Consider the following 13,775-nt stretch of genomic DNA (forward strand, 5'->3'; position numbering starts at 1 on the left):
CTAGAGAGGACGGAAGCTCAAGGAAACAAGACGAGCCCGAACGTCCCCGGGACCTCCGAGGGAAGCATCGTGGAACCCAAGGAAGCGGACCTGAAGCAGAAGTCCGGACTGCGCGGCAATGGCAGTTTCGAACAACCGGGTTAACGAGGCCTGAACAGCCTCGCGAGAGCAGGACATGTCGGTTAAGAAAAAGCCTCTCGTTGTCGTCACGCGCAAACTGCCGGACTCGATCGAGACCCGCATGCGCGAATTGTTCGACGCGCAGCTCAATCTCGACGATACGCCGCGGACCCACGAGCAGATCGCCGAGGCGGTACGCTCCGCCGACATCCTGGTGCCGACCGTCACCGACATCATCAACGAAGAGCTGCTCAAGCAGCCCGATTGCAAGCTGAAGCTGATCGCCAATTTCGGCAACGGCGTCGACAATATCGACGTGGTTGCGGCGCACGCGCGCGGCATCACCGTCACCAACACACCAAAAGTTCTGACCGAGGACACCGCCGACATGACGATGGCGCTGATCCTCGCCGTGCCACGGCGGCTGATCGAAGGCGCCTCGATCCTCACCGACGGCAAGAACTGGCCGGGCTGGTCGCCGACCTGGATGCTCGGCCACCGCATCGGGGGCAAACGGCTCGGCATCATCGGCATGGGCCGCATCGGACAGGCCGTGGCGCGTCGCGCGCGGGCCTTCGGCCTGCAGATCCATTACCACAACCGCCGCCCCGTGGCGCCGCGCATCGCCGAAGAACTGGGCGCGACCTATTGGGAGAGCCTCGACCAGATGCTGGCGCGGATGGACATCATCTCGGTGAATTGTCCGCACACGCCGGCCACCTTTCATCTGGTCTCGGCGCGGCGCCTGAAACTGATCCGGAAAGACGCTTATATCGTCAACACCGCGCGCGGCGAGGTGATCGACGAAGATACGCTGGTCAAATTGCTCGAGGCGGGCGAGATCGGCGGCGCCGGCCTCGACGTCTACGAGCACGAGCCGGCTGTTAATCCGAAACTGGTGCGACTGGCAAAAGCCGGCAAGGTGACGCTGCTGCCGCACATGGGCTCGGCCACCATCGAAGGCCGCGTCGAGATGGGCGAGAAGGTGATCATCAACATCCGCACCTTCCTCGACAACCACAAGCCGCCGGACCGCGTGCTGCCGAGCATGCTGTGAGGGCTGTTCGACTCGAGCATGCTGTAAGAGCTGTTCGAGTGGAAAGAGCCCCCACCATAGCCGATGCTGCGCATCGGCGTTCGTTTATCAAGAACGGCGGCCGATGGCCGCCTATGCCCTCCCTCGCAAACGCGGGAGAGAGAGTGGTTCGGTGCATGCGGTGAACAGCGAGCCCAACTTTCTATTTCTTTGCGCACACCGCTCGCCACGCGACGCAGTGCGCCCCCTCTCCCGTGCTCGCGGGGGAGGGTCGGGGTGGGGGCTCGCTCCGGTGAGGGGCTCTACCGATGTGAGCTCAAATCGGTGATGACAAGCGCATCGCCGTTTAACGGATTGAGTGGATCGCGCGCGTAACGCAGCGTCTCGAACCGCATCATGCGCGTGTCCACCATCAACAATCGTCCGACCAGGCCTTCGCCAAAGCCGACGATCTCGCGGATCGCCTCAAGCGCCATCATCGAACCCAGGATGCCGGCGAGCGCGCCCATCACGCCGGCTTCGGCGCAGGCCGGCACCGTGCCCGGCGGCGGCGGCTCGGGAAACAGGCAGCGATAGGTCGGATTGAACTCGCCTTGCTCGTTTTTCTCATGCGCGCGGATCGTGGTCAGCGATCCATCGAACACGCCGAGCGCGGCTGTGATCAGAGGCTTGCCGGCGAGAAAGCAGGCGTCGGAGACCAGATAGCGGGTCTCGAAATTGTCCGATCCGTCGAGCACGAGATCATAGCCGCCGATCAGTTCCATTGCATTTTTCGAGTCGAGGCGGGTGGCGTGCGCGGCAAAGCGGACATGGGGATTGAGCGCCGCAATCCGCTCTGCTGCTGTATCGACCTTGCGACGGCCGACGTCAGGGGTCGCATGGATGATCTGGCGCTGCAGGTTGGACAGCGACACGATGTCGTCATCGACCACGCCGAGCGCGCCGACGCCCGCGGCGGCAAGATACATCAGTGCGGGCGCCCCCAAGCCGCCGGCGCCGATCACCAGCACGGAAGCCTCCTTCAAGGCGGCCTGGCCGGGGCCGCCGACCTCGCGCAGCACAATATGACGGGCGTAGCGTTCGAGTTCGTCGGCACTTAGCATTTTGCAAGGCCCGCGAAGCCATCCAGACGCAGCGCAGCAAGACGGAGCCATGGATTGCTTCGTCGCTTCGCTCCTCGCAATGACAGCTCTCTTGCCACCATTTGCTGAACCCTCCGCCTGTTGTTGCCTACCAAGGAGATGTGCTTAATTGCGCGCTCTTCAATGGACCCCGAGACTTCTCATGAGATCGATGCTGGCGGCAACATTGATGTTGGTGGCGACGGGGGCTCCCGCCGGTGCGCAGATGACGGCACCGTCCACTTTGGGCTCCAAGCCGAAACCGGTCACGACCGTGCCGATCCGCCCCGCTTTGCAGACCCCGGCCGATACCGCGAATGCGATGGCGCAGGCCGAGCGGTTGGCGATCCAGTCGGATCTGGCCTGGGTCGGCCAGTATAACGGCGCGATCACCGGCGACGTCAGCGAACGCATGGTCGCCGCGATCAAGGAGTTTCAGAAGGCACGGGGCGGCAAGGCGACCGGCGTGCTCAATCCGCAGGAGCGCGCCGTGCTCGCCGAGACTGCGAGGCGGAAGCAGGAGACTGTCGGCTGGAAGATCGTCACCGATCCCACCACCGGCGCGCGGCTCGGCGTGCCCCTAAAACTGGCGCCGCAGCAATCGTCCGACGCCAACGGCGCCAAATGGAGCTCCTCCACTGGGACCATCCAGATCCAGCTTTCGCGCCGCAAGGAAGCCGACCCCACCACGGCAAAACTCGCCGAACGCGAAAAGAAGGAGCCGGCCGGGCGCAATATCGACTACACCGTGGTCAAGCCGGATTTCTTCGTACTGTCGGGCATGCAGGGGTTGAAGAAATTTTACCTGCGCGGAACGTTCAAGGGCGATGAGGTCCGTATCCTCACCATCCTCTACGACCAGGCCACCGAAGGTACCGTGGAACCGGTCGTGATCGCGATGTCGAGCGCGTTCAATCCGTTCCCCTCGGGCGCACAGATCGCCGGACCGCCGCCGCGCAAGACCGTCGAATACGGCACCGGTGTAATCGTCAGCGACGACGGCGCCATCGTTGCCGATCGCGTGGTCACCGACGGCTGTCTCGCGATCGCGATTGCCGGTTACGGCAATGTCGATCGCGTCGCCGAGGACAAGGACCACGATCTCGCGCTCTTGCGGATTTACGGCGCGCGCGGATTGAAGCCGCTGGCGCTGAGCGAAGGTACTGCGAAATCCGCGGTCGAAATCACCGGCATTGCCGATCCGCAGAACCAGGGCGGGGCTGCCGTGGCGAGCAGCGTCAAGGCATCGGTGACCCAGATCGGCGGCGGAGGCGATGCCGCGCTGGCGCCGCCACCGGCGCTCGGCTTTTCCGGCGCAGCCGCACTCGATGGCGACGGCAAGTTTGCCGGCATCGCGCTGTTGAAACCGGCGCTGGTCGCAGGACCCCCGAATTCAACGCCGGCGGCGCAGGCGGTGGTGGTGCCGGCCGATACGGTGCGCGAGTTTCTGAAAGCCAATGGCGTCAATGCGGCGGGTGCGTCGCCGGACGCGAAGGCTGCGGTCGTGCGCGTGATTTGCGTGCGGAAGTAGGGATCGACGATCCGCGTCACACTTACAGCCGTCATCATCCGCGAAAGCGGATGATCCAGTATTCCAGAGCCGCTAGTGATAGGACCGAGAAGCCGCGGCGTACTGGATACCCGCCTTCGCGGGTATGACGACAGTGGATGCGGCGACGCCTCGCCCGCGCCCCCGAGGCCCATGAGCTTACGACGCGGTCAACTTCTTCACCGGCGTCGGATCGAGATTGAATATCCTCGCCGCGTTCAGGCCCAGGATATTGCGCTTGGCCTGCTCGCCCAAGAACGGCAGATCGCAGATTTCCTGGGGCAGATCGAAGTCGAAATGCGGCCAGTCGGATGAGAACATCAACTGCGTCTCGGCCTTGATCATTTCGAAGGTGTTTTCCAGAGCCTTCGGGTGCGTGGTTTCCATCGGCTGCGTCGTATAGAAGCAGTTGCTGTTCATATATTCGCTGGGCATGCGCTTGAGCTGCGGCGCTTCGGAAGGCCGCATCAGATATTGATCGTCAAGGCGCTGCATCAGAAACGGCACCCAGGCCAATCCGCTTTCGACCCACACCGTCTTCAGCTTCGGAAACCGCTCGGGGATTCCGTTGAGCACCCAGTTCGTCATGTGGATCATGTTGCTCCAGACGAAGCCCAGCGCATGCATGCCGAGAAACCGGTTGACGGTCGCAAGTGACGGATCCTGCCAATGATAACCGGCATGGAACGCCAGCGGCTTGCCGCGCTCCTCGATCATCGAATAGAGCCGCATATAGTCGTTGTGATGCACCGGCTTATGGCGCGTGCTGGTCACGCAGAAACCGATGACGCCCTTTTTGTCGCCTAACTCCTCGACCGTCCGCTCGGCCTCTTTGGGCGTGTTGAACGGCAAATAGATCAGCGATTTTATCCTGTCGTCACCGGACAGAACCCGCTCGATCAGCCAGCGGTTATAGGCGCCGCCAAGCCACACTTCCATTTCCGGCTGCGGATGCATGCCGAGAAACAGCATCGGCGTCGGAAACACCACCATGTTGTCGATCCCAAGCGAATCCATGGCTCGGCGTGTCAGGATGACATCGCGATGCACGTCGGTCTCCTCGACGATTTCGCGCTGGCCGTCCTGATGTGGGATGCGTCCGCCGACCGACTGATAGCGAAGCCCGAGGTCGCCGTTCAATCCGTAAGGCGGCGCGCCGAGCCGCTCGGCCTGGAATCGCATCGCGTTGTCGCGCACGACGGGGTCCTCGATATAGGTCACCACCTCTTTCCACGACACGGTCTCGACGTGGTGGGCATCGATATCGCAAATGAACCAATCCTGCAGGCCTCGCCTCAGCGCGTTGCGCCTGGCATGGGCGAGGATGTCGCGGGTGTCGGTATGAACGTCGATCTGCTGTATCGCCGAATATGGCGGCCCGATCCTGCCTTGAATATTCATGGGCGTTCCCTCGCAGGGTTGATGTCTTCGTCCGGACGGCGCCGATACCAAAGCGCAAGCTCCATCGGACCAAGATGCAGCGCACGCAGCATTTCGGAAACCGCCGACAACAGCTCGGTGGGCGTCATTTCGCTGTCGCGTTCGCCGGCGATCGGCGGAAACGTTCTTTCCTCGCCATCGGATTTTGCGACATAGAGCCTGATCGCGGCCGTCAGGATCTGGGCAACGGCCTCATCGGAAACGCGGTTGGCTTCATTGTTGTCAACGAGCTCCCGCGACGCGCGCAGCAGTTCAGGGGCCGCAGTGTCGATCCAGCCGTAGCGATCGTTCTTGCGGTCGATCTCAGATCCGGACATAGATTTCGTCATCCCTGATCGCGAGCTCCGCTTTGCGCAGTCGAATGCGGCTGTTGCCCTGATGGAATCCGGTCTTGATGCTGTATTCGTAGCCATGCCACGGGCATATGATGTGGGTCTCGGAGGGATCGTATTGCTGCGAGCGAACGGTTCGATCTTCCGCAACCGGCTCGATCACCCGCTTCATGATGCGTCCCTGGCAGACCGGACCGGCGCGATGGGCGCAGCGATTGTGCCACGCAAAAAATTCGCCATCGATCTTGAAGACACCGACTTCCGACTCCGCGCAGTCGACGACCTTGCGGTCGCCATCGGCGTAGTCAGTCACCTTGCCGGCGAAATATTCGGGCATGCGTCATTCCCATCCGGAAGAAGAGAACGCGGCGCGCAGGATGCTGCCCGAAGCCATCCCGTGTCAATCGAGATCGGCGACGGGGCTTTATCGTTCTACCGGCATTGCGGCGCGGAAAGCGCGCCGGTTACGCGAGCCCAAACCTCACCCCGGCACGCGCCAACCCGCCGGCAAGACCGATCGGCGTGCCGTCGGCGCGCCAGCACGCCGCGCCCGTCAGCCGGCCGTCATCGTGGAACTGGATCGCGTTCATGCCGCCGGCGACCGTCGGCATGGCAACCACCTTGTGACCCATCGCCGTGAGCGCCGCGCGAACGCTCTCGGGAACGGTTTTTTCCACCTCGAGCGCGTTGCCTTCGGTCCAGACCCGCGGCGCCTCGACCGCCTCCTGCAAGCTCATGCCGTGATCGATCAGATTGATCAGCGCCTGCAGCGCGCTCGGAAAGATCTTCTTGCCACCGGGCAGCCCAAGCGCATAGACGAGCTGGCCGTCGCGCAGCGCCATGACAGGCGACATCGACGTGGTGACGCGCTTGCCCGGCTTGAGCGACAGCGCATGGCCGGGCCGGGGATCGTAGAGGTTCATGTAATTGTTCGGCACGGTGCCGAGCCCGGGAATCAGAATTTTCGCGCCGAACAGATTGTTGATGGTCTGCGTGGTCGCGACCACATTGCCCATCGCATCAGCGGCCGTCATATGCGTGGTATGCGCGCCTTCGAGCTGCGCCACGCCCGCGCCCCACTTTTGCGCGCGGGCGGGATCGATCGCGCGGCGGCGTTCGTTCGCATAATCCTTCGAGGTCAGCCGCTCCACCGGCACGCCGACAAAATCCGGATCGCCGCTGGCGGCGGCGCGATCGGCAAAGGCGATCTTCAGCACTTCGGCGAGAAGATGAATGGTCTCGACGGTGCCGAACCCTTTTTCCGCGATATCGTACCCCTCCAGGATATTCAGCATCTGCGCGATGTGCACGCCGGAGGCCGCCGGCGGCGGCGGACCGAGGATCACCCAGCCGCGATAGTCGGCGCGGATCGGCGAGCGCTCGACGGTTTTGTAAGAGGTGAGGTCTTCGCGGGCGATAAAACCGCCATGCGCCTTCATGTAGTCGACGAGAATGTCGCCGAGCGGACCGTGATACAGCGCCGCTTCGCCGTGGCGCGAGATATGGGTGAGCGTCTCGGCATATTCCGATTGCACGACGCGGTCGCCGACACCGAGCGGTTTTCCCTCCGGCAGATAGATCGCCGAGATCGCCTCGTCCTTCAACATCTCCCTCGCGCTGTCGACGATGCATTCGTGCAAGTAAGGCGTCGCGGCGAAGCCGCGCGCAGCGTGCCTGATCGCCGGCTGCATGACATCGGCAAGCGGCATCGTACCGAACCTTTGCAGCGTCTCGCACCAGGCTTTTAGGGACCCGGGCACCGCGACCGCTTTCGGTCCATTGAGATTTTCATTATCGACGGTATCGAACACATCATGCGCCGAACCCGGCTTCGAGCGATAGCTATCGGGCTTGACCGCGAGCGGAACCGTGCTCTGGCCGTCGACAAAACGGTGGCTGCCATCGGCGAGCCGGATATGGGCCATGCCGCCGCCGATGATGCCGACCATCATCGGCTCGACCACGGTCAGCGTGAACAAGGTCGCAATCGCGGCATCGATGGCGTTGCCGCCGGCGGCGAGCATCTCGGCGCCCGCGGCCGACGCCAGCGGATGGTTGCTGACCACCATGCCGCGACTGCCCGATGCCGGCTGTTTCTGACAAACGAAACCCGTCGCCGCGCGATCCCGCCAATTGCCCATGACTCCCCCTGATGCTTGCAGACCATGTATCACGATTTGGCTGTGCGCCGACTACTGCGGGCACGCCTACGAGCCGAGCGCCTGCCGCATATCGGTGGCGGAGGCGGGCTCCGCGCCATGATCGCGCACCATCCGCACCGCCTCCTCGACAAGCGCAAGATTGCTGCTCCGTATGCAGCGCGCGGCTCCAGGCGCCGTTCAGCGCCGCTTCGATCCAGACCTTGCGCATGCCGTTACCTCCGTTGCGACCGGCGGTTTAAGGGCCACCGTCCCGTAATGATCCGGATATCGTTCCGACGGAGTTGTTGGAGACATCCGCGGAAACGACGGCGCTGGTTTCCTGGAGCGGTTTGTAACAAACGAGGGCCGCTCTCTACCCTCGTCATTGCGAGGAGCACTTGGGACGAAGCAATCCAAACTTTGCGACTATGGATTGCTTCGCGGAGCCTGTCATCGGGCGCGCATTCGCGCGACCCGGTGGCTCGCAATGACGTGGGAACATTCCCGTCGTAGGAAGCGGCTTTACACAGAGCCCTGTGTCTTGCGTCCCGGCTCAAGGCCGGAACGACGGATTAATATTTAGCAGCACCCACGATCATTTCTGGCATTTCGGGCACCAGAACGTCGAGCGCCCGTTTTGCGTGAACCGCCGCACGATGCCGCCGCAGCCGGCAGTCTGGCATTTTTCGCCTTCGCGGTCGTAGACCTGAAATGAATGCTGGAAATAGCCGAGCTCGCCGTCGGTCTGGCGATGGTCGCGCAGCGACGAGCCGCCGGCCTTGATGGCCTGGTTCAACACCGCGTGAATGGCCGTCACCAGCCGTTTGGCGTGATCGGCGGGCTCGCCCTTTTTTGTCGCCAAGGTCGCCGCCAATCTTCGCGGCGACAGATGGGCGCGAAAAAGCGCCTCGCACACATAGATGTTGCCAAGCCCTGCGACCACGCGCTGGTCGAGCAGTGCCGCCTTTAAACTGGTCTTCTTGTTGGCGCAGGACCGCGCCAACATTTTCGCATCGAATTCGTTGCCGAGCGGTTCGGGGCCGAGACCTTTTAGCAGCGGCTCGTCTTCCAATGCCTTGCGCGCGATGATCTTCATGTAACCGAAACGCCGCGGATCATTGAAAATCACCGCCGCGCCCGATGACATGTGAAACACCACATGGTCATGCGCGCGATCCTCATTTCGCGGATGATGGAATTTGCCCGGCACCTGTTGTTCATCTTGCTTGATGACGCGGAACGAGCCCGACATGCCTAGATGCATCACGAGCACGTCACCCGAGTCGAGATCGGCCATCAAATATTTGGCGCGGCGGCCCAATCCGGTCACGGTCTGGCCGGTCAGCCGCGCCACAAAATCCTTCTGGAAGGCAAAACGCAGGTCTTTGCGCCGCACTTCGGCTTTCACAATCCGGGCACCCTCCATGGCCGGCTGCAGGCCGCGGCGGACGGTTTCGACTTCGGGTAATTCGGGCATGGATCGGCGTTCACCTTGAGAGGCTGACGTGATAGCGACATTGCGCCGGGCGCGCTATGGTCCGCCGCAATCGAGTGTGTGAGGGCGTTAAGTCATGGATCGGCCGGGTGAAACCACGCATTTTGGCTTCAGGGACGTCCCCGTCGGCGACAAGCAGGGGCTGGTCAACGACGTGTTCCACAGCGTGGCGCGGCGTTACGATCTGATGAACGATCTGATGTCGGCGGGGCTGCATCGGCTCTGGAAGGACATCATGATCAACGCGCTCAATCCGCCGCGCAGCGATACCCCCTTCGCACTGCTCGACGTCGCCGGCGGCACCGGCGACATCGCGTTCCGCGCCGCCAAGGGCGCAGGGTCAGGTTTTCACGCCACCGTCTGCGACATCAATTCCGATATGCTCGCCGTCGGCCGCGAACGCGCGATCGCACGGCATCTCGAGGACCGCGTCGAGTTTGTCGAAGGCAATGCCGAGGCGCTGGCGTTTCCCGACCGCCATTTCGACGCCTATACCATCGCGTTCGGCATTCGCAATGTGCCGCTGATCGACCAGGCGCTTCGCGAGGCGTTTCGGGTGCTGCGACCCGGCAGCAGATTTCTGTGCCTGGAGTTCTCCACCGTTGACGTGCCCGGACTCGACCGGATCTACGACCTGTTTTCGTTCAAGGTGATCCCGCCGCTCGGCCGCGCGGTCACGGGCGATGCCGATTCCTATCAATATCTCGTCGAATCGATCCGCAAATTTCCGAGGCCCAACGCGTTTGCCGAGATGATCCGCGCCGCCGGATTTTCGCGCGTCAATTGGCAAAGTCTCTCCGGCGGCATCGTGGCGCTGCATTCGGGCTGGCGTTTGTGATTTCTGCCATTACCCACATCGCGCGGCTCGCCCGCGCCGGCTTTGTGTTTGCGCGCGAGGGCGTATTCGGCGTCGTCGATCCGTCGCTGGTGCCGCCGCCGGGGCAATTGGCGCTGAAGCTCGCGCGCATCGTCGAGCGCCCCGGCGCCAAGTCCGGCCCGCGGCTGTCGCGCGCGCTGACCCGGCTGGGACCGGCCTACCTAAAGCTCGGGCAGTTCCTCGCGACCAGACCCGATGTGGTCGGCGTCATGATGGCGCGCGATCTGGAAAGCCTGCAGGACCGGCTGCCGCCGTTTTCGCAGAGCGAGGCCGAGGCCGTCATCGCGCAATCGCTGGAACGTCCAGTGGCGCAGGCCTTTGCGAGTTTTGGGCCGGCGGTCGCCGCCGCCTCGATCGCGCAGGTGCATCGCGGCGAGACCGAGCGTGATGGCGTGCGCACGCCGGTCGCGGTGAAGGTGCTGCGGCCCAATGTCGCCTCGCGCTTCCGCCGCGACCTCGCCGATTTCTTCTTTGTCGCGCACCAGGCCGAAATCCATTCGGCGGAAGCCCGCCGGCTGCGGCTGATCGAGGTCATCAATACGATGTCGCGGTCGGTCGCGATAGAGATGGATTTACGGCTCGAGGCCGCGGCACTTTCCGAAATGGCGGAGAACACCCGCAACGATCCGGATTTCCGCGTGCCCGCGGTCGACTGGGACCGAACCACGCACAACGTGCTGACGATGGAATGGGTCGACGGTATCGCGCTCAGCGACCATGCACGACTGGAGCAATCGCAGGTCGATTTGCCCGAGCTCGGCCGCAAGGTGATCCAGAGTTTCCTGCGGCATGCGCTGCGCGACGGCTTCTTTCATGCCGACATGCACCCCGGCAATCTGTTCCTCGACGATGCCGGCCGGCTGGTTGCGGTCGATTTCGGCATCATGGGCCGGCTCGGCCTGAAGGAGCGGCGTTTTCTGGCCGAAATTCTCTTAGGCTTCATCACGCGCGATTATCGCCGCGTGGCGGAGGTCCATTTCGAGGCCGGCTATGTGCCGGCGCATCATTCGGTGGAGAATTTCGCGCAAGCCATCCGCGCCATCGGCGAGCCGATCCACAACCGCACCGCCGAAGAAATCTCGATGGCGAAACTGTTGACGCTGTTGCTTGAGGTCACCGGCCTGTTCGACATGCGCACCCGGCCCGAACTGATCCTCTTGCAAAAGACCATGGTGGTTGTCGAAGGCGTCGCGCGCGGCTTCGATCCAAAACTCGACATCTGGAAGGTCGCCGATCCCGTGGTACGGGAATGGATCGAGCGCAATCTCGGGCCCATCGGACGCATTCAGGGCGCGATGGCCGGCGCCGGCGACCTCGGCCGGGTGCTGACGGGGCTGCCGGCGATTGCGGCGCGGGCGGTGACGGTGCTGGAGCAATTGGAGACCATGACCCGGGAGGGGCTGACGCTGTCGCCGGAAACCATTGCAGCCATGGGGCGTACGGAGGGCCGCAAGAGCCGCTGGCGCACCATCGCGCTCTGGATCATCGCCGCGACTTTTATCGGAATTCTGGTGGCGATCAAACAAATGTGATTGCGATGCAATCACATGATGATATCATTGCTGGCAAAAGAGCTCGGAGACGCTCATGGCCAGCCTCACCATCCGAAAACTCGATGAGGGCGTCAAAGCCTATCTGCGGCTGCGCTCCGCCAAGAACGGCCGCTCGGTCGAAGAGGAAGTCAGGGTGATCCTTCGGGAAATGATCGAGGGCCGCCCCTATTCTGTTGAAGCGCACCCGCCGCAGGCCACCACGCCGCCCTTTCCGCGGCGCGCCGATGCGACCGACCAACCCCGCATCACCCTCATCATCGGCGGCGGTATCGCGGCCTACAAGGCGCTGGATCTGATCCGGCGGCTCAAGGACCGGCATCTTCACGTCCGCTGCGTGCTGACAAAAGCCGCGCAGCAATTCGTCACGCCGCTGGCGGCCTCAGCGCTGTCGCATGAGCGCGTCTACACCGATCTGTTCGATCCCGAGAGCGAGTTCGACGCCGGCCATATTCGCCTGGCGCGGGAATGCGAACTGATTGTGGTAGCGCCGGCGACCGCCGACCTGATGGCGAAGATCGCGCAGGGCCATGCCGACGATCTCGCCAGCGCCATTCTGCTTGCCACCAACCGGCCGATCCTGCTGGCGCCGGCGATGAACCCCTTGATGTGGAACAATCCCGCGACCCGCCGCAATGTCGCGCAGCTCGAACGCGACGGCGTCGCCATGGTCGGCCCCAATGCGGGCGAAATGGCCGAAGCGGGCGAGGCCGGAATCGGCCGGATGGCGGAGCCCACCGAAGTCGCCGCCGCCGCGGAGCGCTTCGTGCGCCCAGCCCAGCCGCGTCCGCTCGCCGGAAAACGCGTCCTCGTGACCGCGGGACCGACGCACGAGCCGATCGATCCGGTGCGCTACATCGCCAACCGCTCCTCCGGCAAACAGGGGTTTGCCATTGCCGCAGCAGCACAAACCGCCGGCGCCGACGTCACCCTGATCTCGGGCCCGGTCGATCTCGACGATCCCAAGGGCGTGACGGTGAGGCGTGTGGAATCCGCCCGCGAAATGTTGCATAGGGTGGAAGCCGCCCTCCCCGTCGATATCGCGATCTTCGCCGCGGCGGTTGCCGACTGGCGCGTGGCCAATGAAGGCGAACAGAAACTGAAAAAGACTTCCGCCGGCATGCCACCGCTGCAGCTCGTTGAAAACCCCGATATCCTCGCGACAATCGCAAAACTCGCCGATAAGCGGCCGCCGCTGGTGATCGGCTTTGCCGCCGAGACCGAACATCTGATCGACAACGCCAAGGCGAAACTGGCGCGCAAGGGCTGCGACTGGATCCTCGCCAATGACGTCTCGCCGGCAACCGGCGTGATGGGTGGCGACCGCAACACGATTCATCTGCTGACCCGTGAGGGTGCCGAAATCAATGTCGATTCCTGGCCGGTGATGACCAAGGAACAGGTCGCAGCCGCGCTGGTGGCGCGGATCGCCAAAACCGCCGAGAAAACCGCGTGAGCGCACCCGTCAAAGTCGATATCCAGCAATTGCCGCATGGCGAAGGCCTGGCGCTGCCGGCCTATCAGAGCGCGCACGCCGCCGGCCTCGACCTTTTGGCCGCGGTCCCCGAAGGCTCGCCGTTGGTCCTTGCGCCTGGAGCGCACGCATTGGTGCCGACCGGGCTGACGATTGCGCTGCCTCCGGGCTATGAAGCGCAGGTCCGTCCGCGCTCGGGGCTTGCCGCAAAGCACGGCGTTACTGTGCTCAATTCGCCCGGCACCATCGACGCCGACTACCGCGGCGAGATCGGCGTGCTCCTGATCAATCACGGCGCGGCGGCATTTTCGATTCGCCGCGGCGAGCGCATCGCGCAGATGGTGATCGCGGCCGTGGTCCGCGCGGAACTTGTGCCGGCAACCTCGCTTTCCGCAACCGACCGCGGCTCGGGCGGCTTCGGCTCGACCGGGCGCTAGCCTCCGATTCAGCTTCGCTGCATCAGAGGCCAGCGTTATCTTTTTGTTTGAGCATGGTCTTTTCGGAAAACCGGTTTCCACTTTTCCGGACCATGCTCTAATCTCCGTAAAGAGACGGATTCACTTTCGCGAAAATTCGCGCCGATAAGGTTTAATCGCGCATTTTTTGGCGCCGGGATTCGCGTTCACGATCTGGACTCTTA

Annotated in this window: 12 protein-coding genes; 6 read left to right on the top strand and 6 right to left on the bottom strand. The window is 63.3% G+C overall.

The genetic code is table 11. From position 1 onward, the window contains the following. Positions 1-175 precede the first annotated feature (175 nt). On the top strand, positions 176-1,177 hold the full coding sequence (locus tag B5526_RS18305; RefSeq protein WP_079540232.1) for a 2-hydroxyacid dehydrogenase: 1,002 nt from the start codon (positions 176-178) through the stop codon (positions 1,175-1,177). A gap of 281 nt (positions 1,178-1,458) precedes the next feature. On the opposite strand, the gene B5526_RS18310 is transcribed toward B5526_RS18305, so the two are convergent. After that, positions 1,459-2,259 (bottom strand): HesA/MoeB/ThiF family protein, encoded by an 801-nt coding sequence (locus B5526_RS18310; RefSeq protein WP_079540234.1) that lies wholly within the window; start codon positions 2,257-2,259, stop codon positions 1,459-1,461. A gap of 181 nt (positions 2,260-2,440) precedes the next feature. On the opposite strand from B5526_RS18310, the gene B5526_RS18315 reads away from it, so the two are divergent. After that, entirely contained in the window at positions 2,441-3,808 is a 1,368-nt protein-coding gene (locus B5526_RS18315) for a serine protease (protein ID WP_079540236.1), read from the top strand. 177 nt (positions 3,809-3,985) lie between these two features. Here B5526_RS18315 and B5526_RS18320 read toward each other — a convergent pair whose 3' ends face one another. From B5526_RS18320 to mutM, 5 genes are all read right to left on the bottom strand, one after another. Next, positions 3,986-5,227 (bottom strand): amidohydrolase family protein, encoded by a 1,242-nt coding sequence (locus tag B5526_RS18320; RefSeq protein ID WP_079540238.1) that lies wholly within the window; start codon positions 5,225-5,227, stop codon positions 3,986-3,988. After that, complete coding sequence (locus B5526_RS18325) at positions 5,224-5,583, bottom strand: hypothetical protein (protein ID WP_079540240.1); 360 nt, start codon at positions 5,581-5,583, stop codon at positions 5,224-5,226. The genes B5526_RS18320 and B5526_RS18325 overlap by 4 nt, the downstream gene beginning before the upstream one ends. Further along, positions 5,570-5,935 (bottom strand): Rieske (2Fe-2S) protein, encoded by a 366-nt coding sequence (locus tag B5526_RS18330; protein ID WP_079540242.1) that lies wholly within the window; start codon positions 5,933-5,935, stop codon positions 5,570-5,572. Before B5526_RS18330 ends, B5526_RS18325 begins: the two co-directional genes overlap by 14 nt. 127 nt (positions 5,936-6,062) lie before the next feature. Beyond that, the gene (ggt, locus tag B5526_RS18335; RefSeq protein ID WP_079540244.1) at positions 6,063-7,739 is read right to left on the bottom strand and encodes a gamma-glutamyltransferase; all 1,677 of its coding nucleotides are present in this window, start codon (positions 7,737-7,739) and stop codon (positions 6,063-6,065) included. 595 nt (positions 7,740-8,334) lie between these two features. Continuing rightward, on the bottom strand, positions 8,335-9,216 hold the full coding sequence (mutM, locus tag B5526_RS18340; protein ID WP_079540246.1) for a bifunctional DNA-formamidopyrimidine glycosylase/DNA-(apurinic or apyrimidinic site) lyase: 882 nt from the start codon (positions 9,214-9,216) through the stop codon (positions 8,335-8,337). Positions 9,217-9,310: 94 nt separating this feature from the next. Here mutM and ubiE point away from each other — a divergent pair, with 94 nt between their 5' ends. From ubiE to dut, 4 genes are read left to right on the top strand one after another with little or no spacing between them, the layout of a single operon-like run. Then, on the top strand, positions 9,311-10,072 hold the full coding sequence (gene ubiE, locus B5526_RS18345) for a bifunctional demethylmenaquinone methyltransferase/2-methoxy-6-polyprenyl-1,4-benzoquinol methylase UbiE (protein ID WP_079540248.1): 762 nt from the start codon (positions 9,311-9,313) through the stop codon (positions 10,070-10,072). Continuing rightward, entirely contained in the window at positions 10,069-11,643 is a 1,575-nt protein-coding gene (gene ubiB, locus B5526_RS18350) for a 2-polyprenylphenol 6-hydroxylase (RefSeq protein ID WP_079540250.1), read from the top strand. Before ubiE ends, ubiB begins: the two co-directional genes overlap by 4 nt. 55 nt (positions 11,644-11,698) lie before the next feature. Further along, on the top strand, positions 11,699-13,117 hold the full coding sequence (gene coaBC / locus B5526_RS18355; RefSeq protein WP_079540252.1) for a bifunctional phosphopantothenoylcysteine decarboxylase/phosphopantothenate--cysteine ligase CoaBC: 1,419 nt from the start codon (positions 11,699-11,701) through the stop codon (positions 13,115-13,117). Continuing rightward, on the top strand, positions 13,114-13,572 hold the full coding sequence (gene dut / locus B5526_RS18360) for a dUTP diphosphatase (RefSeq protein WP_079540254.1): 459 nt from the start codon (positions 13,114-13,116) through the stop codon (positions 13,570-13,572). Before coaBC ends, dut begins: the two co-directional genes overlap by 4 nt. The last annotated feature ends 203 nt before the right edge of the window (positions 13,573-13,775 follow it).

The sequence above is a fragment of the Bradyrhizobium lablabi genome (assembly GCF_900141755.1).
GTDB lineage: Bacteria > Pseudomonadota > Alphaproteobacteria > Rhizobiales > Xanthobacteraceae > Bradyrhizobium > Bradyrhizobium lablabi_A.